Raw genomic sequence first — 22,183 nt, 5'->3', positions numbered from 1 at the left:
CGTTTCGGGACGTTACCCCCTCATTCCACTCTTTGGAATATCAGTTCTCTATACAAAAGTTTTGTATATGCCTTGTTTCCTGCTTATGCAGTTATCAAGGAACGTGTCGCACCCATATCGTAGCCGCTGCGCACCGCCCGCTTCTGCTCCTGTATCTTCATGGCGTCCAGGTCGGTGATCTTCCGCTTGACCATTTTGATGGCCTCGTTCTGGTTGATGCCCCGGATGTGCATGGTCACCATGATATTTCCGTCCGCCTCCATGAAGTCGGTGAGGATACGGTCGTGCATCTCGGGCGCCAGGATTTGCAGGAAGGACACCGCCCCATACCGCTTTCCGATGCGGAAGGTGCGGGTCTCCCCGAAGTGGAAGGAGGACGGAGAAATGAAGTCCTTCACCGAAAGGCCGCTGGCCGGGAGCCAGTCCCATTCAAAGGCGAACTGCCCGCCCTCCGGGTGGAGGATGTTGTAAAGCAGCTCCAGCCGCTCCTTTCCATCCAGCACATGAGCGGCCGCACCCATGACCTTGAAGCGGTTGAGGGTGTCGGTCTCAATGCGGGCAAACCGCGCCCGGGCCGCAGGGAGGTTCTCCGCCTCGATGGTCAGGGTCACATACTTGGTTTTCACATAGCCGTTGTTGCCCCGCTTGTACTGCATCCGCAGGATGTCCACCGCCTCGTCCCGGATGGGGTCCAGGTCGTTGCCCTGCCTGCGGATGCCGAACATTTCATCGGCGGCGCTGCCTCCGCTGCGACTGTCCAAAGAGACCTGAACACCGATGGAGGGGTCGTAGCCGTTGTAGAAATCGCAGAGGCTTTCAAAGATGCTCCGCTGATCCTCCGGCCCCGCCAGGCGGTAATTCACATCCTCAAAGGCAATGGTCTTGGAGAAGGCGCCGCCCTCCAGCCTGCACAGACCGTCCGGGAACATATTCTGAAACGGGATGCTGTCCTGCACCGTATGGGCTTTTCCGTCGCCCTTCGCCTGCCGGATCACCGCCTCGATCTGCTTGCGCTCGGCACGGGTGAGCTTACGCTTTGCCGGTTTTTCTGCCTTTTCTCGCAATCCGCTTCACCTCCTGTTCCAGTTGGGATTGCCGCACCAGGGCGGAATAGAGATTGTTTGTCTGGTAGATGCGTACCTTCGGCCGGATGAATTTGTTCTGGATCAGATGCCCCAGGAACACTTCCAGCGGCTGCCCGTTCTTCTCATACATGGCGAACAGGAAAAAGGGCAGCATCACCAGGATCATGCACAGCGCCGCCGTGGTAGTTCCCAGGCTCGCCTTTGCCAAAAAGAAAAGCGGCACGCCTACCAGCGCCGCCGCTCCGAAACAGATCACTTGTCGTTTGGTCAGCCCGAACAGGACCTTGCTCTGTATCCGACTCAGGTCCTTCGGGATTGTTACATAAGCCAATGTTTCACACCTCCTTCTTCATCGGCGCATAGTCCTTAAAATCTGATACGGAATGAAAAATCCGTTTATTATTTACCCATCTTTGCAGATGGCGGGTAATGCGTGGAGCCGTGGGACGCTCATAGATCATCACATAGGGATCATATCCCAATGCCCGCAAGGTGTTTACCCGGTACAAATCCTGTTCATGGGTGCTGCCGTAATTGGTCAGGACATAGACACGGCGGTTTCGGTCGCTCTTTATGGAAGTAAGTTCACGAAAGCGACGGAAATACTCCGTCAGGTCCTCGTCCGGTTATCCCATGCGAAATGCACCGCTTTTGTCCGCACTTTGTTCAGTAGAGATACATTATCACGGCTGATAAGGCGAATATCGAGCCCCTGGGTAAAGTCCACCAGCGCCCGGCTCTCAATTAGCTGTTCAATGAGCCTTTCATGGTCGGGACAGGCAAGCAGGTTCGGGTCCATCAGTTTGATTTCTTCCTCACCATTCCAAAACTCGGAAAGATCAGCCACCCGGACGCTCCTGCGCCCTTCTTTTTTGCTGACAATACAAAATCCGCAGTTCCTTGGACAGCCACGGCTTAAAAAGCCGTAGGCTGTACCTAAAAACCGCGGATATAGAAAATAGTCCGGCCGAATATGCTCGATCTCATGCGGGAGGTTTTCGCCGGGGCCGTAACCTGTACCGCCCTGGATGACCTTATCCGCATTGCTCACCTGTATGGTGTCTTTGGAATAGGTGTCTGTAAATACCCGGCTTTTATAAACAAGGTCATATTGCTTTGCAGGGTCCCACCATTCCACCCGATCCCCGTGTCTGGTGTGATACTCCGAGAGCTTCATCAGGCACAGGTTGGGAAAATTGTGCGAGTCCACATCAATAAGGCCTACTCTCAAATATCTGCCTCCTTTAGTGGGCGCCGAACAGGGATTTTGCAAGGCTGCCGGTCTTGAACAATGTGTAGCACAGCAGAACCGTATAGCCCATGCACCCCCAGATGGCAGCGGATATGTTGTCGCCGGATGTGGAGATGCCCTCCACCAGCACGGCATAGATGCCCACGCAGATCATAATGAGGAAGGCCTGGAAGCCCAGGGCCAGCAGGGAGCGAAGGTAGTTCTGCCCCGTGGAGCCCCATTCCCGGTTGACCATCGTGGCAAAGGGAATCGGCCCTATGGAGGTGACCAAATACACCTCAATCATTCTGCCGTAGATCACCAGGAAGATACAGATGGAAAGAATCTGCGTACACAGCCCCACGAACACACTCTGGAACCACAGCCCCAGCAGGGCGCCCACGCTCCAGTCGGCAAGCTGGGTCTCCAGATTGCCCACCACGCCGGAAATGTCGATGCCTGCGTCCGAGATGATGACCCCCGCCGACTGACTGACCACATTCTGCGCCACATCGAACACCGCCATGACGATGTTCCAGGTGTTGGTGACGATCAGCACCGCGCAGAAGGTCTTGAAAATCCACTTGAAGAAAATCCAGGTGTCAAAGTCGTGGAGGTTATTTTTCTCGATGATGAGCTGGATCAGCTCGTAGCACATGACGAAGGTGAGGATGATGCCAGCGATGGGGACAATCACCGTTTCCGAGAGGTTTCGGATCATGTTGAAGATGCTGCTGTTCCAGGCGGCGGGCGTCATGCCGACCTCCCCGGCGATCTCGCCCACCTTTGTATTCAGGGTATCAAACATCCCGGTCAGGTTTGAAATGATACCGTCAATGAGCAGTTCCTTGAACCACTCCTGGATCATATCCAATATCAAGGGAGATCACCTCCTTTGCGGGGGCTCCCGCTATCAAGCGAAAGCCCCCGCCGGTTTTGGAGAATCATTAGGTGGTGGACAGCAGACCGGACAGCAGAGGGATCAGGGTGATGCCGATGAGGGCAACGCCGCCGCCCGCCATGAGCTGCTTGATGCCCTGGCTTTTGGAGGCAGGGTTGTCCTGGCCGTAACCTTCCAGAAGGTTGATGCCGCCCCACACGCACAGGCCGCCGCCCAGGGCGATGACCAGAGTCTGCAAAACGTCGATAGCGTTAGTAAAAAAGCTCATATTCACATTTCCTTTCGTTCAGTTGAATTGTTGGGTTGAAGGTCGGTGGCTTTCAATTCGTACAGATCGAAAGGCTCGTCCGGCTTCACAATGGCCGGTCTGCGTTTCATGTACCGTTCAATGTCAAAGGTATTTTTCTTGTCGGCGTCGGCAAGGTACTTGTAGCGGGGATGCTTCGTTATATCAAACTTGTCGCTGAAAAACGGCCGCACCCCTCGAAGCTGCAAGATACACTTGCCTCCGTCCATCACCGCAATCTCGTCCTGGGTCATCAGCTCCTTTCCTAATTTCTGATAGTTGAGGCCGTGGGAAACCTGACTGCCCCGGTTCTCGGATTGATTGAAGCTGTCGATGGTCTCCTTGCCCAGCAGCTCCGAGATTTCTTTCAGGGTGGATTTCTCCTTGCCTCCCAAAAACAAGGTGGTGTCGCAGTTGCCCACAATGGTATCCGCGGCGTCCTTGTAGATGGTCTTTAACTGGCTTTGGGACTGCAAAATAATAGAAGCCGAGATTTCCCGGCTCCGGATGGTGGCGATCAACTTGTCGAAGTTGGGTATCTGCCCGATATTGGCGAACTCGTCCAGGAGGCACCGCACATGGACGGGCAGCCTGCCGCCGTACACGTCGTCCGCCTTGTCGCAAAGGAGATTGAATAGCTGGCTTTGCAGCATGGCGATAACGAAGTTGAAGGTGGTATCCGTATCGCTCATAATGAGAAACAGCGCCGTTTTTCGGTCGCCCAGGGTGTCCAGTTCCAGTTCGTCGTCCGACATGATCTCCCGCAGCTCCGCAATATCGAAGGGGGCAAGGCGGGCGCCGCAGCTAATCAGGATGGATTTCAAGGTCTTGCCGGCAGCCAATTTGAATTTGCGGTACTGCTTCACAGCGAAGTGGTCCGGGTGCTCCTTCTCCAGCTTGGCGAACAGAATATCCACGGGCGACTGAAATTCCTCGTCGTCCTCTCTGGCCTCCGATGCGTTGATGAGCTCCAGCAGCGTGAGGAAGTTCTTTTCTTCCGGCTCCGCCTCGTACCAGATGTACCCGATCAGGGCGCAGTACAAAAGCCGCTCGGCCTTCACCCAAAAATCTTCCGAGGATTTTTCTCCGTCGCCTTTGGTGTTGGCAATGATGACATTGACCAATTTGAGGATGTCTTTCTCCGACCGAATATAGGCGAAGGGGTTGTATTTCATGCTCTTTTTGAAGTTGATGGTGTTGAGGACTTTAATGCGGTACGGCTCATAGATGACCTTCCCGCGGGCATCCCGCAGGGGTTTTCCGTTCTCGTCCAGCTTGGGGGCGCCCCGCCGCAGCATGGTCCCCACCTCGGACAAAAGCTGTCCTTTGGGATCGGTGACCACATAGCTGCTGTGCATCTGCATGAGTGAGGGCTTGACGAAGAACCGGGTCTTGCCGCTGCCGCTGCCGCCGATGACCAGAATGTTCTTGTTTCGGGCGTACTTGGGATTTTTCGGGCGGCTGGACATGGTGAGCTTTTCCGTCTGGGTCAAAGGAATGTTCCAGTCGGGAACCGGATCGACATAGGGGGCAATATCGGCCGCCGTGCCCCATCGTGCGCTGCCGTACTCAATGCCCTTGCGATATTTCTTTGTATTCTTGCTCTTGGCATACACCGCCAGCCGAACAATGACCGCCCCGGCGATACCCGCCAGCAGGTCCAGCGGATGCAGACTTGGCAGCCCAGAAGAAAACGCCTCCGTAAAGCCCTGGCTCAAATGCAGGAACTTTTCAGAGGCGTCAAGGCCGGGCGCAAGGCGCACCGCCTGGCAGAGCTTGTCAAAGAGATACACGAACAGCAGATACGGGAGGTTGGGGATCAGCTTTTTCTTCCAGTCAACCGTCATAATTCCACACCCCGGTCTTTGGTCTTGACCTTCTCCCGCTGGCGGTGCTGGGCTTTGGACTGCTGTTTCGCCTGCTCCAGCTCCTTGCGGATGGAGGGCTTTTTCTCTTTCTCCAGGTTCTTTGCGGAGAACTCCCGAAAGGCTGCCGTGATAACGTCGGCATCCCGGCCCTTGAAGAACACCAGGTAGCGGGGTATCTCGCCGCTGGTATCCTTTTTCAGAGCAAAGTCAATGCCGTACTTCTTGGCGGTGGCGGAAAAGGCCCGGATGTTCCGGTCGGTGATCTCGATGTTGGAAACGCCGGTGTTGTGCTTCATCAGCTGCCGGAGGGTCTGCTTTCCGTGGTGCAGCTTGGTCTTATGGCCGGTCACTCCTTTCTGCATCTCGTCCAGCACTTTTTTCATGGCCTGCTGCAGCATCCCGGCGGAGAGTTTGGTGGCCTCCACACAGAGGGCAATGGTGCGCTGGGTGACTTCTTCCTGCATGACCTATCATCTCCTTTCTCCGCTGCCGTACAGGTCATGGTTCACCAGGGACGCATAGTAGCTGTCGATGGTGGCCGGGGCGTTATACAGGGCAGCCAGCAGATATTTCTTGATGTTGCGGACATAGGTGGTGTTCTCCCGCATACGGTCCAACACATACTCAATGTGAGAACTGTTCAGCTTCAGGAACCGGGATTTGACCACCTCCGCCGGATAGTCGTCCCCGGCAATGCGGATCGTTTCCCTGCGGGAACAGACGGTATCCACCATGAGTTCCACCAGTTCATTCAGCATATCCCGATCCAGCCGGTCATCCCGGCATAGATAGTCATACTCGATATTCTCCAAAATCAGTTCCCGATAGCTCTCTCGCTCCCGCATCCAGTCCCGTCCGGTTCGTTTGGTCTCTGCGGGGGTTTGGGGACTTGATTGGATAGGATTTGATCCTTCCGTACTTGATGAATCAGTATTTGATATTTGGTTACTTGATCCTTTAGTATTTAATTGTGCGGGTTTTTCCTGTTCAGGTTTTCCCAAGACAGGAGAATCCAAGACTGGTTTTACCTGAACTGGATTTTCCCGTTCAGGTTTTCCCGGTTTAGGTTCCGGCGGCCTGGGCTGCTCCAAAATCGTGTACTCGATGCTGCCGAGCCGCCCGTTGGCGTTGCGGACTCTTTCACGGATAATGTATCCCGCATCCTCCAGCTCCCGGACCGTAGCACAAATGCTGTCCACTCCATCCCGGCATATCCGCGCAAGACCTTTGGTGGTGTAGTCCCAATCCTCCGGCAAGGATAGCATGAGGGACAGCAGCCCCTTCGCTTTCAGCGACAGTGCCGTGTTCCGCAGATGATGGTTTGCCATCACCGTGTAGTCGCGGGTTTTCTCAATGCGAAATACCGCCATAATCTCACCTCCCTCCGGCGGTCTGGAAAAGTGTTCGTTTTCGGAAAAAATTCAATTCTGTGCCCACTTGCTTCTCCATGTGGGAAAACCTATGGACACTTGATTTGCATTTCCTACATGAAGAAATACCTTCGATTTCTCACCCCTTTCAATACAGTTTTCCGTGTACTTGATGGAAAGTAAAAACGCCATAGGATTCCCTATGGCGTTTGGGACAGGAAAAGGGTGCTGATATTTCACATCAGCACCCTTTATCCTGCCAGTATTTGATTTTTTGACTTCACATCGTGTTCCTTGCCTCTGAAAACATTGATTTTACTGGACTATCTCATGTTTTCTTATTAGGAGGCGGGGAAGCAGACGTCTCTTTTTATTGGTGCTTCCATCACTTGTCTGATCGTTTTTTACCAAGGAGCCTTCCTTACCTGTACTTTTGACTTTCCGCTACCGCCATTTCATCACAGCGGTTGTTATATTGATTTTCCGCATGTCCCTTGACCCAATGGAGGTGGACGGTGTGGTAGTCGCACAGATCTAGCAGGCGGCCCCAGAGGTCTGGATTCAAGGCGGGCTTTTTGTCACTCTTTATCCAGCCCCGGGCCCGCCAGCCTTTAGCCCAGCCTTTGTCCAGGCCATCGATAACGTATTTAGAGTCAGACCACAGCTCCACAACACAGGGTTCCTTGAGAGCCTCCAAGGCAGTGATAACCCCAGTGAGCTCCATACGGTTATTGGTGGTATGGGCCTCGCCCCCGGACATCTCCTTTTTGTGGGGGCCGTACATCAGGATTGCCCCCCAGCCCCCCGGTCCTGGATTGCCGGAGCAGGCTCCGTCCGTGTAGATGGTAACAGTTTTCATAGTTCTCCTATCGCTGCCTTCCCCTGTGGGAAGGCTTTTATAGCTCCTCCACGATCTCCCGGCGCTTCTGGTCGTACTCCTGCTGGGTGATGAGCCCGGCCTCCCGCAAGGTCTTGAGCTGCTCCAGCCGCTCCCTAGCGTTCAGGGCGGTGGACTGGATATGGTCGTGGGACTCGTCAGAGGGAACGGGTTCTCCTTCTTTGTCCTCTTCAATGCGGATCTCGGGGCCCACATACTTTTTTCCAAACGCGTGAAGGGCGTTTATCACAGTGATTCCCAAAGCGCCCAGCGTCCATATTATTCCAAACGGTCCAAAGGTGGGGATTACCACAAACAGCCCGATCAGGACGAAGATGCCTCCCCATATCGTTCCAAAGGCTCCCTGTGCCTTGCCCGGGCGGTAAGTTACCCGTTTTCTCATGTTTCCTTAGCCTCCTGTCCCGCGGATCCTTTCCAGACGATAAAGGCTGTTATAGCCCACTGGAAAGTTCATCCTCTCCTGTCGGTTTGCGGCCTCCTTACGACTGGAGCTTTTACTCCTGATTGACGGGGGACTGCTCATTCTCGTCCGCCTGCTCCTCCCGCTCGGTGAGGGCCAGGGAGATGACCTGATCCCCCTCCTCCTTGAAGCGCATGACGATGACGCCCTGGGTAGCCCGGCCGGCGGTGCGGATGGCATCCACATGAGTACGGATCAGGATGCCGCTCTGGGTGACCAGCAGCAGGTCCTCTGAGCCGTCCACTACCTTGACGCCCACCACAGGCCCGGTCTTTTCGGTAACCATATAATTTTTGATGCCGATGCCGCCTCGGTTCGTGATCCGGTACTCCTCCACCGGGGTCCGCTTGCCATAGCCCTTTTCTGTAATGGATAGAAGGCACTTGCCCTCGGCAGCACGGGCGGCCCCTACCACATAGTCCCCATCCCGAAGGCGGATGCCCCGGACGCCCACAGCGTCCCGGCCCATAGCCCGAACGTCGTTCTCGTCAAAGCACACAGCCATACCGTCATGGGTGGCGATGAGGATATTCTGCTTCCCGTCGGTCTCTCGGACGGAGATCAACTCATCCCCCTCGTCCAGCCGGAGGGCCCGGATGCCACTGGCCCGAATATTTTTCAGCGCGGAGGCAGCCAGACGCTTTACTGTGCCGTTCCGGGTGACCATAAACAGGTATACCTCGTCCTCGGTGAAGTCCCGGAAGTGGACCATGGTCTGAATCCGCTCTCCCTGCTCCACCTGGAGGATATTGACGATATTGGTCCCCTTGGCGGTCTTGCCGCTCTCTGGAATCTGGTAACCCTTCTTTCGGTAGACCTTGCCCGTGTCGGTAAAGAACAGGATATAGTCATGGGTGGAGGCGGTAAACACATCCACCACATAGTCCTCCTCCCGTGTGGTGATCCCCTTCTTTCCCATTCCGCCCTTGGACTGGGCGGCGTACTCGCTGACCGGGGTGCGCTTGATATAGCCCGCCTGGGTCAGGGTAAAGACACACTGCTCCTCCTCGATCAGGTCCTCAATGTCGATCTCGTCCTCTACATCCTGGATCTCAGTGTACCGCTCGTCTCCGTACTTGTCCCGGATGGCGGTCAGCTCGTCCTTGAGCACGCCCCGGAGCATCTCCTCGCTGGCCAGCAGGCGGTTGAAGTAGTCGATGCGCTTCTCAAGCTCCTCATATTCGTTTTGAAGCTTCTCCCGGTCCAAACCCTGCAGGGCCTTCAGCCGCATATCCAAAATGGCCTGGGCCTGAACATCGTCCAGGGAGAATCGGGTCATCAAGGCTTCTTTGGCGTCGTCATAGCGGGAGCGGATGATCTGGATGACCTCGTCAATGTTATCCTGGGCCACCAGCAGGCCCTCCAGCAGATGGGCCCGCTCCTGGGCTTTTTTCAGGTCGAAGCGGGTGCGGCGGATAATGACCTGCTCCTGATAGGAGATGTACTCGTCCAAAATATGGCGCAGAGAGAGGATGCGGGGCTGGAGCTTGCCGTTGACCTCCACCAGGGCCAGCATATTGATAGCAAAGGTAGCCTGGAGTTGGGTCTGGGCAAACAGGCGGTTGAGCACCACCTGGGGGTTGGCATCCCGCTTTAGTTCAATGACAATACGCATCCCGTTCCGGTCGGATTCGTCCCGGATGTCGGAGATGCCTTCCAGCCGCTTGTCCTCCACCTGATCGGCCATGTTCTTGATCAGCATCCGCTTGTTGACCTGATAGGGGATCTCGGTGATGATGATGCGGGTGCGGTCCTTGCCAAACTCCTCAAACTCATGGCGGGCCCGGACCACCACCCGGCCCCGGCCGGTGGCATAGGCCGCCCGAATGCCGGACCGACCCATGATGATGCCGTGGGTGGGGAAGTCGGGGCCCTTGATGTGCTCCATCAAATCGGAGAGGGTACACTCCGGGTCGTCCAGCACCCGAATGGTGGCGTCGATGACCTCCTTCAGGTTGTGGGGAGGGATGTTGGTGGCCATGCCCACGGCAATGCCGGAGGAACCGTTGACCAGCAGGTTGGGGAAGCGGGAGGGGAGCACCTTGGGCTCCTTCCGGCTCTCGTCAAAGTTGGGGTCCCAGTCCACCGTGTCCTTTTCAATATCCCTCAGCATTTCGTCGGACAGCTTGGACATCCGGGCCTCGGTGTAACGGTAGGCAGCCGGGGGATCACCGTCGATGGAGCCGAAGTTACCGTGGCCGTCCACCAGCATATAGCGCATGGAGAAGTCCTGAGCCAGACGGACCAGGGCGTCGTACACGGACTGGTCACCGTGGGGGTGGTACCGGCCCAGCACATCGCCCACGCAGGTGGCGGACTTCTTAAAGGGTTTATCCGCCGTCAAGTTATCCTCATACATGGCGTAGAGGATGCGGCGGTGGACGGGCTTCAGGCCGTCACGGACATCGGGCAGGGCCCGTCCCACGATGACGGACATGGCGTATTCGATATAGGACTGTTCCATCTCCGGTACCAGGGGGGAGGTAACAATATGCTGGTCCGGGTAGCGGATCTCCTCGGGATCGTATTGTGGTTTTTTGCTCATGAATTTATTTCCTCCTTGTTAGAGGCTCATTTTCTCCTTCTGAGCCAGCCGCAGGCCACACCCGCCAGGGAACCCAGCAGGTAGGCCAGAGCGCAGAACAGGGCAAATCCTGTCTCATAGGGATGGTACAGGTTGATGACGCACAGCAGGAACACCAGGCACAGCCAAAGCCGCCTCACCCGAACCCACAGCAGGGTCTTAGAGTACGGCAAAGGTAAGGAACAAGACCAGCGCCAGGGAGGCGCCGTTGGGCGGTGTGACGGACTCCGTGCCGGGCAGGGGAGCTCCCAGCAAAATGATATGCTCCATATCAATAGTCCAAATTGACGGCATATCTGGCGTTGCGCTCGATGAACTCCTTCCGGGGCTCCACCTTCTCACCCATCAGAATAGTAAAGGTCTCGTCGGCCTTAACGGCGTCGTCCAGCTCGATGCGGCGCAGGGTGCGCTTCTCCGGGTCCATGGTGGTCTCCCACAGCTCGTGGGGGTTCATCTCGCCCAAACCCTTGAAGCGGCTGATATCAATCTTTACATTGGGATTACCCCCCCGCATCTCGGCAGAGATGGCATCCCGCTCCTCATCGGAGAAGGCCACACGGGTGGTCTTGCCCCGTGTCAGCTTGTACAGGGGAGGGACGGCGGAGTAGACATACCCGTGCTCGATGAGGGGCCGCATGAAGCGGAAGAAGAAGGTGAGCAGCAGGGTGCGGATATGGGCGCCGTCCACGTCGGCATCGGCCATAATGATGACCTTGTGGTAGCGCAGCTTGCTCAAATCGAACTCCTCTCCGATGCCGGCACCCAGAGCGGTGATTACCGGGGTGAGCTTGTCGTTACCATATACCTTGTCCGCCCGGGCCTTCTCCACATTGAGCATCTTGCCCCATAGAGGGAGGATCGCCTGGAAGCGGCTGTCCCGGCCCTGGGTGGCGGAGCCGCCGGCGGAGTCGCCCTCGACGATATAGATCTCGGTGAGCTCCGGGTTGGCCTCGTTGCAGTCCCGCAGCTTGTCCGGCATGGCCGCCCCGCCCAGGGCGGTCTTTCGGCGGATGGATTCTCTGGCCTTACGGGCGGCCTCTCTGGCCCGATTGGCAGTGAGGGCCTTATCCAGAATAGCCCGGCCCACAGCGGGGTTCTCCTCCAGATAGGTCTCCAGCTTTTCGGTGACAATGGCGTTGACCAGAGTACGCATCTCGCTGTTGCCCAGCTTTGCCTTGGTCTGACCCTCAAACTGGGCCTCGGTCAGCTTGACGGAGATAACCACGGTCAAGCCCTCCCGGCAGTCCTCGCCGGACACCTTGTCATCGTCCTTCAGCACCTTGATTTTCTTTCCGTAGGCGTTGAGCACGTTTGTCAGAGCGCGGCGGAAGCCCTCCTCATGCATACCGCCCTCAGGGGTATGGACGTTGTTGGCGAAGGACACCATCACCTCGCTGTACCCGTCGTTATACTGCATGGCCACTTCGGCCATGCTGTCCTCCCGGGCTCCAGACATATAGATGACGTCGTTGTGAAGGGGGTCCTTATTTTTATTCAGAAAGGTAACAAACTCCCGAATGCCGCCCTCGTAGCACATGTCGTCCTCTTGCTCCTGGCCAGGCCGCAGGTCCACGGTCTGGATGCGCAGGCCGGCGTTGAGGAATGCCTCCTCCCGCATACGGGTGTGCAGGGTCTCATAGTTATACTCCAGGGTGTCAAACATCTCCGGGTCGGGCTTGAAGGTGACGGTAGTGCCGGTGTGATCAGTCCTGCCCACTACCTTCATACTCTGGGTGATCTTACCCCGGGAAAACTTCATCTCATAGATCTGCCCGTCCTTGTGGACCTGGACCTCCAGCCACTCGGACAGAGCGTTGACCACTGAAGCGCCCACGCCATGGAGGCCGCCAGACACCTTATACCCGCCGCCGCCGAATTTTCCGCCAGCGTGGAGGATGGTAAAGACTACCTCTAGGGCGGGCCGGCCGGTCTGGGGCTGAATATCTACCGGGATGCCCCGGCCGTTGTCAGTGACGGTAATGGTATTGCCAGGATTGATGGTCACTGTGATATCCGTGCAGTAGCCCGCCAGAGCCTCGTCAATGGAGTTGTCCACAATCTCGTAGACCAGGTGGTGCAGGCCAGACTCGCTGGTAGAGCCGATATACATACCGGGGCGCTTGCGGACCGCCTCCAGACCCTCCAGCACCTGGATCTCAGAGCCACCATATTCGTGGTTGGTCTGGGTGGTGTTCAGCTCATTCAGTTCGTTTCGTTCTTCAGACATAATTTACCTCCGGTTTCATATGGTGGAAGGGTCAAGACGGGAGGGGCAAGAGGCGCTCTCTTTCCTCTCCTCTCTTGACTCTTCGTAATAAAAAAAGAAAATATCACTCAAAGGAATTTCGCTCTGCCCGGCTGACCAGGGCAGAGGGGGACAGAGAAGATAGATAGACCGTGGGAGGGGACTTACCGTCCCCCGCTAAAATAAAGGACCTGGGAAGGTCATCGGTAAGCCAGACAGACCGACCCTCCCGTTCTGCCCGCTCTAAAAATTCCCGGGTCTTATAGGCCCAGCTGGCGTTGTCCAAATCGAAAATGGCCAAAATTTCCCGGTGAGGAAGTACCACGGACTGGCCTAAATACAAGTACATAACAAACTCCCTATTTTCTCCTTGACCACAAAAATGCTGGCAGTTCATAAAATACACAGCCAACCATCCAAAAAAATGCAATAGCCGGAATGACGATCAGCTTTGCCCTCATATCTGCCCCTATGGGCAGATACCATGTAATCCAGCAAATCAAAAAAATAGCCCCGCTAACCAATAGAGATAATTTCTTCCCTTTTTTTCGGCCCCTTACAGACAACCAAAATTGAAGGGAATAGGAGAGCGCCGCCGGCCAGGCTACCAGTCCTAGGGCTACCAGTCCCCCATGTCCAAAGAGAGCTCCGCCGAACCAGGGGCTGGATAATTCCTGCCAATACGAAATAAGATTCCGCAGCACAGTACCTTCCTCCATACAGCACATGATGAACTTTTTTATGAATCAAGCCCTGTCGGAGCCCTTTTAAATTAAAATCCCCGAACAAATTAAATTTTCTCTCTGGAAATTTTCCGCCGCCGCGACTTCGATTTGACGGCGCAAATACGCCGTTTTAGATATTCGTTACAATAGAGCCGTCTCGAATATGAAACACCCGACCACCCTCCAGCCCCTCCAGCTTTTCCTCCTCACAGCAGGTAATAAATACCTGGCCGCCACGGATACGGTTAAGAACAAAGGCCTGCCGTTTCGAGTCCAGCTCAGACAGCACGTCGTCCAACAGCAGGACTGGCCATTCTCCTGTCTCCTCCTGAAAGATCTCCCGCTGGGCCAGCTTCAGGGATAGGACCGCTGTTCTGGTCTGGCCCTGGGAGGCGTAGGTTTTAGCCAGCTGCCCACCGATGGATACCACCAAATCATCCTTATGGGGACCGGACAGGCACTGGCGGGCGTCCAGCTCCGCCTGACGGTGGCTCTCCTGGTGGGCCAGTAGCTGGGGAAGGATCTCTCTGGGCTGTGCCATGGGGTCAGTTACCGTGGACACTGTTTCATAGGATAGTTCCAGCCGCTCCCTTCCGCCGGAAAAATCGGCGTGGATGGCCGGGGCGTGTTTCTCCATCCGGCGGATAAAATGGGCCCGGTAGTGGATCAGGATGGCCCCGGTCTGAGCTAGGCGCAGATTAAAGTCATCCAGGGTCTGAAGCAGAGATGGGTTCTCCGGCCAGTCTCGCAGAATGCGGGTCTTGTGGTCATAAAGGCGGTTATATTCTGCCAATGCCTGACTGTATCGGGGGCGGAGCTGGCAGATGGCCCCATCCAGAAACCGGCGCCGGGCGGAGCTCCCCTCCCGGATAAGATACAAGTCCTCCGGGCAGAACAACACCGTGGTCAGGATCCCGGCCAGCTCCCCGGCTGTCTTAAGGCGTACGCCGTTGGAAAAAAGCTGTCTGCCTCGGCCCCGGAACAGCTTGGCCTCCAAAGTGAACACCCGGTCCCGACTGGCCACCTCCCCTTTGAGAAAAGCGGAGTCTATCCCCATCATGATCATCTCTCTGTCATAGCGGGCCCGATGGGACCGGGCGGCGGAGAGGTAGGCGACTGCCTCCAGCAGATTGGTCTTTCCCTGGGCGTTGTCCCCATATATCAGGTTGACCCGCGGGTCAAAGGAGGCCTCCAGATGGGTATAATTTCGAAAAAAATCCAGCTCTAAGGCGTTTACGATCATGTAACCACCAATTCAAGGGCGTGGTCGATGGCCGCCCGGTCCCCGGGGCGGAGCTTTTTGCCCCGCATTTCGCACACCTCGCCGTTGACTGTCACCCGTCCCTCCTGGATGATAAGCTTGGCGTCGCCTCCGGTCTCCACCGCCCCGGCAAACTTCAGTAAATCCTGGAGCTTGATAAATTCAGTTTTTATTTTGACCTCATGAGATTCCATAGCGGCCTCAACTTTCTAAGGTTATTGTTTTGGCTTCCATACCGCAATTCCAGCAGCGATACAAGGCAGCAAAAAGATGGGGAGAGCAGCGTGTCCTGTCACATATCGATAAAAGCTCCAATGTTCTCTGGAATAAACATGCCCCAAGGTCTGATATACCAGAAAAAAGCCAGCAATCGCTACGATACAGACCAGGACCGTAATACCTGTCACAAGGCCCTGCTTTCCCTCTTTTTTACATAGATAGCTGGCTGAAATAAGAAGGATACAGGCAACATAGTGCCAAAATATCCAAAACACCAAGGGAATCCAGAATGAAAAGAGAACGAAAAATCCCACAAATCCCAATACATTGATGAAATAGGATTTATGCCTCTGCCAGAGCTCTGTTCAGCGGTTCTGTTTCATAGTGTCCTTCCTTTTGTTTTTTCGGGTCTTTAATTGGCCTTCAAACGGACGGGCAGCACCATATAAATAAACTTCTCCTCCCCCTCGGCGGGCAGGATAACACAGGGGGCCACACCGGAGGTAAACTCCATCCGGAGCTTGTCAGCGGGGGCGGCCTTCAGAGCGTCCATCAGATACTTGTTGTTAAATCCAATCTCCAGCCCGCCGCCGTTGCCGCTAATAGGGCACCGATCGGCGGTGTCGCCCAGGGCGGTCTTTGTCGTAATATCTACCACCCCATCCCCAAAAAGGCAGCGAAGGGGAGATTTCAGCTTCTCGCTGATGATAAGGGACACCCGGTCAATGGAGGACAAGAGTGCTTTAGCTTCCACTTCCACTTGAATCGTGTTATTTCGAGGAATGGCGTTCTTATAGGGCAGAAACTCTCCCTCCAGCCTGCGGCAGACCAGAAGGATATCCCCGGTCTGGAACAGGATATGCCGGGCTCCCTGGATAATGGTCACCTTTTCTTCCCCGGAGCAGATCTTTTCCACCTCGTTAAGAGCGGAGCCGGGGACCACAAAGGAGAATACCTCGGCCCCGGTTTTTTCCTCTACATCTTCCCGGCGGAGTGCCAGACGATAACCGTCCACAGACACCACAGTGAGGCGGCTGCCCTCCACATCAAAGAGGGAGCCAGTATGGATGGGGCGGCTCTCGTTGTCGCTGACGGCAAAGAGAGTCTGGGCAATCATGGACCGGAGCACAGGCTGGCTCAACACCAGAGAGTTCTGCTGGTCCACTGAGGGCAGTTCTGGAAACTCCTCGGCATCGGTGCCCAGGATGTTGATTTCATACATCCCGCATTTGATATTGACCGAGTAACCCTGTGAGGAAAATACCACCACATCATCTGGCATTTTCCGGCAGGCCTCCCCCAGCAGGCGGGCGGAGAGAACCAGGGAACCCCCTTCCTTGATTTCCGCCGGTACCGTAGCTTGGATGCCAGTTTCCAGATTATAACCAGTCAGCTTCAGCTGTGCTCCGGCCTCGATGAGAATGCCCTCCATGGCGGGGATAGAGCTCTTAGCCGCCACTGCCCGAGAGGCCACGGTAACAGCGGAAGACAGCAGGGCCTTTTCACAGGAAAATTTCATATGGATTCCTCCGATTTCTTTCTCTCTCCCGGAAGGGGAGAGGACAGGATATATTTCGTAGTAGTTAGCCGTAGGAGAAAAAATTGTGGAAAGATGGCTGAAAGCTCTGGGGGAGTAAGAAAATAGCTTCCACAGGGGATGTGGATAGAGAAAAGCTCTTTTCCACAGAGAAAAAATTATCCACATTGGTCAACAGATAATCCACAAAAAAAGGTGGATAACTTATGTGTTCTCTGATTTTTTCAAGATCTCCTATGGGTCTATCCTTCGCGCTTTTTTATTCGTACCGGCTGTTGATGTTGGCAGTGATGTCCTTGACGATCTCCGCCTTTTCCGAGTCGCTTTTGATGGACTCCTCGATTTGACGGATGGAGTGGATGACTGTACTGTGATCCCGGCCGCTGAACTCCTGGCCGATCTCGTCCAGAGAGAGGTTGGTCATCCTTCGGATCTGATACATAGCGATCTGGCGGGCCAACACGATGTCCTTGGACCGGCCTTGGCCCCGTAGAATGGTAGGTTCTATGTTGTAGAACTTGCATACCTCGTCAATGATAACATCCGCTGTGGGCAGGATATCCGACTTTTCCTTGAACATATCTTTTACCGCCCGGACCACGGTGTCCTTGTCCACAGTGGCGCCCATCAGATCCCGGTAAGCCATGATTTTGTTGATGGTCCCTTCGATCTGCCGCACGTTGGCGGTAATGTTCTCGGCGATGAGTTGGAGCAGAAATTCGGGCAGGTCCAGCCCCATACGGACAGCCTTAGTTTTAATGATGGCCATTCTGGTCTCATAGTCGGGAGGCTTGATATCGGCGGGCAGGCCCTGCTCGAATCGGGTCTGAAGTCGCTGGTCCAGCCGAAGCAATTCCTTTGGGGGGCGGTCAGAGGTGAATACGATCTGGTGCCCGGCCTCGTACAAGGTGTTGAAGGTGTGGAACATCTCCTCCTGGGTGGACTCCCGGCCGGCGATGAACTGAACGTCGTCCATCAGAAAGACATCCGCCTCCCGGTATTTCTCCCGAAACTGCTGATTGCGGCCCTCTCGGATGGCGGCTACCAGCTCGTTGGTAAAGGTGTCCCCCTTGATGTAGACGATCTTATAGTCTGGATGGTTGGCGTGGATGGTGTGGGCGATGGCGTAGAGTAGATGGGTCTTGCCCAGTCCGGATTCGCCGTAGATAAACAGCGGGTTGTAGCCCGCCCGGCCCGGAATATCGGCCACCGCCCGGGCGGCGGAGTAGGCGTATCGGTTGGAGGAGCCTACCACAAATCGCTCGAAGGTATAATCGCTGGTGCCGGGAAACAGGATATCCTGTTTGGCCGCGCTGGTATTCTCCAGCTCTTTTTCCGTCAGGACCACCACCTTCAGGTCCATAGAAAACAGTTCTTTCAGGGCTGCCTCGATCTTCGGAATATAGAGGGATTTAATCACGCTCTGAGTATAGTCGTTTGGGGTCGATATGGTAAAACTGTCCTCAGTGAGGGATACGGCTTTCGCGTCGTCAAACCATGTTTTGATGGTGGTAGGGCTCAGGCCTTGCTGCTTCATCAGTTCGATGACCTTTGCCCAGATATCGTCGGCAGGGTTCATTGGAGTCCTCCTTAAAACAGTCTGAAAACTTGGAAAGCGCCTTCCCCTGCACAGAGAAGGCGGCTGGTCGGTTTCATCGGGATGTTCCTGAAAATAGGATTTTCCATACTGAACATTATACCAAAATTGGGGCTGGACCGCAAGGATTTCCCTTTATTTTTATTTATAATGTAAGGGAAAAAAATAGTCCAATTTGTGTATAGGAAAGATATCTGACACAAGATGTAGAGATATGAGGAAAAAGAGAGAAAAAAGTTGACTCAGATGATAAAAAAGATGGTTGACATCAGGTCCCATCATCGTCTATAATGAGTAACGCTTTCCTGCAAAGGGGCTATTGTACCCATTTTTGCGGAAATACCGGCCGGGGTCTATCCGGCGCCGGAAAGAGCAGACCGCAGTTTCTTTGGAAACTGTTGTTGGGCCGGGAAAGCCGGCTTGAGATCAAATGAGGAGGTGTCCCCCATGCTTCGTACCTATCAGCCCAAGAAGCGCCAGCGTTCCAAGGAGCACGGCTTCCGCAAGCGTATGGCCACCCGCAATGGCCGCAAGGTGCTGGCTCGCCGCCGCGCCAAGGGCCGCGCCCGCCTGACCCACTGATGAGACTGGCGGGACCAGAGTCGTCCCGCAAAACCATCCTGGGATGAGCGGAAGACCGGATCTGATGCAGATGCGGTGAGAGGACACGATTTTTATAGATCGGGCAGAAGGGGCGTGGGATCTGATCCCCCGCCCCAAATGCGCATACGGAGATTCCTGTAAACCAATGGAGATGCCCTGGACAGAGGGAGGCGTATCATGAAGCATACCGTTTCATTGAAACAGAATCATGAATTCCGCCGCCTGTACAACAAAGGAAAAAGTGCGGTGTCCCCCTATTTTGTGGTATATTGCCGCAAAACAGGCCGGGACCAGAGCCGGCTGGGCATTACCACTGGCGTGAAGCTGGGCAACGCTGTGAAGCGCAACTTTGTCCGCCGCCGTATCCGGGAGCTGTACCGTACCAATGAGGAGAAGTTCCTCCCAGGTTTCGACATCGTGGTAGTGGCCCGGACGCGGGCCATCTTTGGCCGGTACAGGGAACTGGAGCGCAGTTTTCTCCAGCAGATGAAGAAGTTGGGACTTATGGCCCAGTCCGACAAAAAGGAGGACAGGCCATGAAATGGCTGCTCCTGAAGCTCATCCGGTCCTACCAGCGCAATATCTCGCCCCTGCGCCCCCCTTGCTGCCGCTTTATCCCCACCTGCTCTGCCTACGCCCTGGAGGCAGTGGAGAAATACGGCGCTCTCAAGGGAGGCTGGCTGGCCCTGCGCCGCATCCTTCGGTGCCACCCCTTCCACCGGCAGAGATCGATCCAATATGATCCTGTCCCGTAACGAGACCGGGCCCGCCGCCCCAACCTGATTTGTGGAGGTAACATTGTGGGTATCATACTAAAACCCTTTGCCTGGCTGCTGCTGACCTTTTATAATATCTTTAACAGCTACGGCCTGGCCCTGATCCTGTTCGCCATTGTGATTAAGCTCATTCTCTTCCCTGTTTCTCTGAAGAGCAAGAAGAGCATGATCCAGATGAATTTGCTCTCCGGCAAGATGCAGCAGCTGCAAAAGCAGTACGGCAAAGATCGGGAGCGCTATAACCTTGAGGTACAGAAACTTTACGAGCGGGAGAAGGTCAACCCCATGGGCGGCTGCCTGTGGTCCCTGATCCCTATGATTGTGCTCATCGCGCTGTATGGCATTATCCGCGAGCCGATCACCTACTTCATGAACCTGTCTATGGACCAGATCAAGGAAGTGGCCCAGCTGCTAAACTGGGATACCGTAGCGGTCACCCAGGGCTGGGTGACCCAAGCCATGATGGACAAGGCCGGCGGCGTCTTTGAGAACGGCGCCTATAATCAGCTGTATCTGCTGTCCCTGATCAATGACTCCAATCTGGCTTCGCTCCAGGCTGCCCTGGGTGAGGCCGGCAGCGGCTTATTTGTTATGAACTTCCAGTTCCTGGGTCTGGACCTGTCCCTCATCCCCACTTGGAAATTCTGGACCGGCGGCCTGAAATGGAGTTCGATTGGCCTGTTTCTCCTGCCCTTGGTGTCCACCGGAGTGTCCTTCCTATCCATGAAGGTGTCCATGGCCACCAACAAGATGAATACCAAGACTCAGAATGCCCAGATGGATCAGACGAATAAAATAATGATGTGGATGATGCCGCTGATGTCTCTGTGGATCGGCTTTACCGTTCCTGCCGGCCTGTCTGTCTACTGGGTGGCCCAGTATTTCGTCACCATGGCCCAGGAGGTCATCTGCGGCAGGATGCTGAAGAAGGACTATGAGGCTGCCCGGCTGGCCGCTGAAGAGCGGGAGCGCCAGGAGAAGGAAGAGGAAAAGCGCCGTAAGGAGGAGGCTCGTCTGGAGCGGGCCCGCCGCATCGAGGAAGAGAAGCAGAACAAGGGCAAGAAAAAGTCTGGTCAGAAGAAGAAAAAAGATGAGGAACCCGATCAGGAGGGCGTCAACAAGGAGGACAGCCGGGAGGGCATCCGAGCCTACGCCAGGGGCAGGGCTTATATACCCGGCCGGTTTGGCGGCGTCACACCCTATCAGGATCCCAATATCCTGATCCGTGCCCAGATGGAGGCTCAGGCCGCCGCCAAGGGAAAAAAGAAGGGTCAGCCCGCCCCTGAGTCCCAGGCGGAACAGCCTGCCGCTCCCGTTCAGACGGAGCAGCCGGCGGCTGAAGCCCCAGCTCAGGAGGAGTTAGATGTCCAGTCCGCCCAGGCTGTGGAGGAGCATATGCCCTCTGCCGCTGAAGTGACCGAGGAAGCCGAGACTCAGGAAATCGAGGTCGAGGTAGAGGAGATCGAGGTCGAAGTGCCGGATGAGGACGAGAAGAAGGAGGGTATCTGACTATGATCAAGTGGATTGAGACCACCGGACGCTCTGAGGAGGATGCCATCTCCGCCGCCCTGTTCCAGCTGGGCCTGGACCGGGACGATGTGTCTGTTGAAGTGATTGAGCGGGCAAAATCCGGATTTCTGGGTTTTGGCAGCAACCCCGCCAAGGTCCGTGTGAGCTATGAGGTGGAGGATGGCTCTCCCAAGCCTATGATGGAGGACCTGCTGGAGGAGATTTCTGTCCGCCAGGAGGAGCCCAGACAGGTGGAGAAAAAGCCTCAGCCCAGGGAGGAGCGTGTGCTGTCTGCCGCTCCTGTCCAGGAGAAGGAAGAGGAACAACCCGCCGCCCCTGTGGAAGAGGAGACTATTTTGTCCGCTAAACCTGGCTGGAAGAGCCAGCAGCCCCGCCGGGACCGCCGGAATGAGGGTAAGCGCCGTCCCGCGCCTGGCCAGCTCCAGGAGGGAGATGAGGTGCTTATCAGCAGCAGGGAGCACAAACCCCTGCGGACAGAAACGCCCGCGGTCCCCGTATCTGAGGACGATGAGAAGGCCCAGAAGATTGCCACATTCCTCACCGGTCTGATGGAGCACCTGAATGTGCAGGCCGCTCCTGAAATTTTTGTCACCGAGGAGGGCAACTATAAGGTGCGTCTCCAGGGGCAGGATCTTGGGGCTATCATCGGCCGCCGGGGAGAAACGCTGGACGCTATTCAGCAGCTGACAAACTACGCCATCAATCATGGTCAGTCTAAGCGGGTCCGTATCCACGTGGACGCTGAAGGTTATCGCTCCAAGCGGGAGGAGGCCCTTCAGCGCCTGGCGGTGAAGGTAGCTGGCAAGGTGGTCAAGTACCGGAAGAATATGACTTTGGAGCCCATGAACGCCTATGAGCGCCATGTGATTCACACTGCTCTTCAGGACTATCCCAATGTTACCACCTACTCCACCGGTGTGGAGCCCAACCGCCGCACTGTGGTGGCCTATGCTCCCGGTCAGAAATAAGAGAATGCACGGGCGGCGGGAGAAAATTTCTCCCGCCGC

At 55.6% G+C, this 22,183-nt stretch carries 23 protein-coding genes and 1 pseudogene; 5 read left to right on the top strand and 19 right to left on the bottom strand.

Going from position 1 to position 22,183, the window contains the following annotated elements:
* Window positions 1-83: 83 nt before the first annotated feature.
* From H8S11_RS11500 to dnaA, 19 genes and pseudogenes are all read right to left on the bottom strand, one after another.
* Window positions 84-1,064: a hypothetical protein gene (locus tag H8S11_RS11500; RefSeq protein WP_243201034.1), complete on the bottom strand. Its 981-nt coding sequence runs from the start codon at window positions 1,062-1,064 to the stop codon at window positions 84-86.
* Complete coding sequence (locus tag H8S11_RS11495) at window positions 1,030-1,416, bottom strand: PrgI family protein (protein WP_059004499.1); 387 nt, start codon at window positions 1,414-1,416, stop codon at window positions 1,030-1,032. Before H8S11_RS11495 ends, H8S11_RS11500 begins: the two co-directional genes overlap by 35 nt.
* Window positions 1,417-1,420: 4 nt before the next feature.
* Window positions 1,421-2,316, bottom strand: a pseudogene (locus H8S11_RS14360) (radical SAM protein).
* 13 nt (window positions 2,317-2,329) lie between these two features.
* Window positions 2,330-3,184: a VirB6/TrbL-like conjugal transfer protein, CD1112 family gene (locus tag H8S11_RS11485; protein WP_118235807.1), complete on the bottom strand. Its 855-nt coding sequence runs from the start codon at window positions 3,182-3,184 to the stop codon at window positions 2,330-2,332.
* Window positions 3,185-3,263: 79 nt separating this feature from the next.
* Window positions 3,264-3,485, bottom strand: coding sequence for a Maff2 family mobile element protein (locus tag H8S11_RS11480; protein WP_087374121.1), 222 nt, complete (start codon window positions 3,483-3,485; stop codon window positions 3,264-3,266).
* Window positions 3,486-3,487: 2 nt separating this feature from the next.
* Entirely contained in the window at window positions 3,488-5,350 is a 1,863-nt protein-coding gene (locus H8S11_RS11475) for a VirD4-like conjugal transfer protein, CD1115 family (RefSeq protein ID WP_118235786.1), read from the bottom strand.
* Entirely contained in the window at window positions 5,347-5,835 is a 489-nt protein-coding gene (locus H8S11_RS11470) for a PcfB family protein (RefSeq protein WP_117515955.1), read from the bottom strand. The genes H8S11_RS11475 and H8S11_RS11470 overlap by 4 nt, the downstream gene beginning before the upstream one ends.
* Window positions 5,836-5,841: 6 nt before the next feature.
* The gene (locus H8S11_RS11465) at window positions 5,842-6,741 is read right to left on the bottom strand and encodes a DUF6017 domain-containing protein (RefSeq protein ID WP_117515954.1); all 900 of its coding nucleotides are present in this window, start codon (window positions 6,739-6,741) and stop codon (window positions 5,842-5,844) included.
* A gap of 421 nt (window positions 6,742-7,162) precedes the next feature.
* Complete coding sequence (rnhA, locus tag H8S11_RS11460) at window positions 7,163-7,600, bottom strand: ribonuclease HI (RefSeq protein ID WP_147572511.1); 438 nt, start codon at window positions 7,598-7,600, stop codon at window positions 7,163-7,165.
* Window positions 7,601-7,637: 37 nt separating this feature from the next.
* Entirely contained in the window at window positions 7,638-8,021 is a 384-nt protein-coding gene (locus H8S11_RS11455; protein WP_147572512.1) for an SHOCT domain-containing protein, read from the bottom strand.
* Window positions 8,022-8,133: 112 nt separating this feature from the next.
* The gene (gene gyrA / locus H8S11_RS11450) at window positions 8,134-10,644 is read right to left on the bottom strand and encodes a DNA gyrase subunit A (protein ID WP_186853226.1); all 2,511 of its coding nucleotides are present in this window, start codon (window positions 10,642-10,644) and stop codon (window positions 8,134-8,136) included.
* A 26-nt stretch (window positions 10,645-10,670) separates the two neighbouring features.
* Window positions 10,671-10,856, bottom strand: a complete 186-nt coding sequence (locus tag H8S11_RS11445; RefSeq protein ID WP_186853225.1) for a hypothetical protein — start codon at window positions 10,854-10,856, stop codon at window positions 10,671-10,673.
* 98 nt (window positions 10,857-10,954) lie between these two features.
* Complete coding sequence (gene gyrB, locus H8S11_RS11440) at window positions 10,955-12,910, bottom strand: DNA topoisomerase (ATP-hydrolyzing) subunit B (RefSeq protein ID WP_147572515.1); 1,956 nt, start codon at window positions 12,908-12,910, stop codon at window positions 10,955-10,957.
* Window positions 12,911-13,013: 103 nt separating this feature from the next.
* A complete protein-coding gene (remB, locus tag H8S11_RS11435) occupies window positions 13,014-13,277 on the bottom strand; it encodes an extracellular matrix regulator RemB (protein ID WP_147572516.1) in 264 nt (87 codons plus the stop codon).
* A gap of 10 nt (window positions 13,278-13,287) precedes the next feature.
* On the bottom strand, window positions 13,288-13,647 hold the full coding sequence (locus H8S11_RS11430; protein ID WP_186853224.1) for a hypothetical protein: 360 nt from the start codon (window positions 13,645-13,647) through the stop codon (window positions 13,288-13,290).
* Window positions 13,648-13,783: 136 nt separating this feature from the next.
* A complete protein-coding gene (gene recF, locus H8S11_RS11425) occupies window positions 13,784-14,896 on the bottom strand; it encodes a DNA replication/repair protein RecF (protein ID WP_147572518.1) in 1,113 nt (370 codons plus the stop codon).
* A complete protein-coding gene (locus H8S11_RS11420; RefSeq protein WP_147572519.1) occupies window positions 14,893-15,108 on the bottom strand; it encodes an RNA-binding S4 domain-containing protein in 216 nt (71 codons plus the stop codon). Before H8S11_RS11420 ends, recF begins: the two co-directional genes overlap by 4 nt.
* A 437-nt stretch (window positions 15,109-15,545) precedes the next feature.
* On the bottom strand, window positions 15,546-16,652 hold the full coding sequence (gene dnaN, locus H8S11_RS11415) for a DNA polymerase III subunit beta (RefSeq protein ID WP_186853223.1): 1,107 nt from the start codon (window positions 16,650-16,652) through the stop codon (window positions 15,546-15,548).
* 277 nt (window positions 16,653-16,929) lie between these two features.
* Window positions 16,930-18,249, bottom strand: coding sequence for a chromosomal replication initiator protein DnaA (gene dnaA, locus H8S11_RS11410; RefSeq protein ID WP_147572522.1), 1,320 nt, complete (start codon window positions 18,247-18,249; stop codon window positions 16,930-16,932).
* A 465-nt stretch (window positions 18,250-18,714) separates the two neighbouring features.
* Here dnaA and rpmH point away from each other — a divergent pair, with 465 nt between their 5' ends.
* From rpmH to jag, 5 genes are all read left to right on the top strand, one after another.
* Window positions 18,715-18,849 (top strand): 50S ribosomal protein L34, encoded by a 135-nt coding sequence (rpmH, locus tag H8S11_RS11405; RefSeq protein WP_040649988.1) that lies wholly within the window; start codon window positions 18,715-18,717, stop codon window positions 18,847-18,849.
* A gap of 198 nt (window positions 18,850-19,047) precedes the next feature.
* Window positions 19,048-19,410, top strand: coding sequence for a ribonuclease P protein component (gene rnpA, locus H8S11_RS11400; RefSeq protein ID WP_186853222.1), 363 nt, complete (start codon window positions 19,048-19,050; stop codon window positions 19,408-19,410).
* Window positions 19,407-19,625, top strand: a complete 219-nt coding sequence (gene yidD / locus H8S11_RS11395) for a membrane protein insertion efficiency factor YidD (protein WP_147572524.1) — start codon at window positions 19,407-19,409, stop codon at window positions 19,623-19,625. Before rnpA ends, yidD begins: the two co-directional genes overlap by 4 nt.
* Before the next feature lie 45 nt (window positions 19,626-19,670).
* On the top strand, window positions 19,671-21,155 hold the full coding sequence (locus H8S11_RS11390; protein ID WP_366461174.1) for a YidC/Oxa1 family membrane protein insertase: 1,485 nt from the start codon (window positions 19,671-19,673) through the stop codon (window positions 21,153-21,155).
* Window positions 21,156-21,157: 2 nt separating this feature from the next.
* Entirely contained in the window at window positions 21,158-22,144 is a 987-nt protein-coding gene (jag, locus tag H8S11_RS11385; protein ID WP_186853221.1) for an RNA-binding cell elongation regulator Jag/EloR, read from the top strand.
* Window positions 22,145-22,183 lie beyond the last annotated feature (39 nt).

This window comes from Flintibacter hominis, assembly GCF_014287965.1.
In the GTDB taxonomy this organism is placed as follows: domain Bacteria; phylum Bacillota; class Clostridia; order Oscillospirales; family Oscillospiraceae; genus Lawsonibacter; species Lawsonibacter aceti.
The sequence above is the reverse complement of the archived record's forward strand: the minus strand, read 5'-3'. Positions and strand labels throughout refer to the sequence as shown.

Excerpts from the sequence above, each read along its gene's own strand:
- H8S11_RS11485 (WP_118235807.1), bottom strand. The coding sequence starts at position 3,184 with ATGATCCAGGAGTGGTTCAAGGAACTGCTCATTGACGGTATCATTTCA.
- H8S11_RS11480 (WP_087374121.1), bottom strand. The coding sequence starts at position 3,485 with ATGAGCTTTTTTACTAACGCTATCGACGTTTTGCAGACTCTGGTCATC.
- H8S11_RS11475 (WP_118235786.1), bottom strand. The coding sequence starts at position 5,350 with ATGACGGTTGACTGGAAGAAAAAGCTGATCCCCAACCTCCCGTATCTG.
- H8S11_RS11470 (WP_117515955.1), bottom strand. The coding sequence starts at position 5,835 with ATGCAGGAAGAAGTCACCCAGCGCACCATTGCCCTCTGTGTGGAGGCC.
- H8S11_RS11465 (WP_117515954.1), bottom strand. The coding sequence starts at position 6,741 with ATGGCGGTATTTCGCATTGAGAAAACCCGCGACTACACGGTGATGGCA.
- rnhA (WP_147572511.1), bottom strand. The coding sequence starts at position 7,600 with ATGAAAACTGTTACCATCTACACGGACGGAGCCTGCTCCGGCAATCCA.
- H8S11_RS11455 (WP_147572512.1), bottom strand. The coding sequence starts at position 8,021 with ATGAGAAAACGGGTAACTTACCGCCCGGGCAAGGCACAGGGAGCCTTT.
- gyrA (WP_186853226.1), bottom strand. The coding sequence starts at position 10,644 with ATGAGCAAAAAACCACAATACGATCCCGAGGAGATCCGCTACCCGGAC.
- gyrB (WP_147572515.1), bottom strand. The coding sequence starts at position 12,910 with ATGTCTGAAGAACGAAACGAACTGAATGAGCTGAACACCACCCAGACC.
- remB (WP_147572516.1), bottom strand. The coding sequence starts at position 13,277 with ATGTACTTGTATTTAGGCCAGTCCGTGGTACTTCCTCACCGGGAAATT.
- H8S11_RS11430 (WP_186853224.1), bottom strand. The coding sequence starts at position 13,647 with ATGGAGGAAGGTACTGTGCTGCGGAATCTTATTTCGTATTGGCAGGAA.
- recF (WP_147572518.1), bottom strand. The coding sequence starts at position 14,896 with ATGATCGTAAACGCCTTAGAGCTGGATTTTTTTCGAAATTATACCCAT.
- H8S11_RS11420 (WP_147572519.1), bottom strand. The coding sequence starts at position 15,108 with ATGGAATCTCATGAGGTCAAAATAAAAACTGAATTTATCAAGCTCCAG.
- dnaN (WP_186853223.1), bottom strand. The coding sequence starts at position 16,652 with ATGAAATTTTCCTGTGAAAAGGCCCTGCTGTCTTCCGCTGTTACCGTG.
- dnaA (WP_147572522.1), bottom strand. The coding sequence starts at position 18,249 with ATGAACCCTGCCGACGATATCTGGGCAAAGGTCATCGAACTGATGAAG.
- rpmH (WP_040649988.1), top strand. The coding sequence starts at position 18,715 with ATGCTTCGTACCTATCAGCCCAAGAAGCGCCAGCGTTCCAAGGAGCAC.
- rnpA (WP_186853222.1), top strand. The coding sequence starts at position 19,048 with ATGAAGCATACCGTTTCATTGAAACAGAATCATGAATTCCGCCGCCTG.
- yidD (WP_147572524.1), top strand. The coding sequence starts at position 19,407 with ATGAAATGGCTGCTCCTGAAGCTCATCCGGTCCTACCAGCGCAATATC.
- jag (WP_186853221.1), top strand. The coding sequence starts at position 21,158 with ATGATCAAGTGGATTGAGACCACCGGACGCTCTGAGGAGGATGCCATC.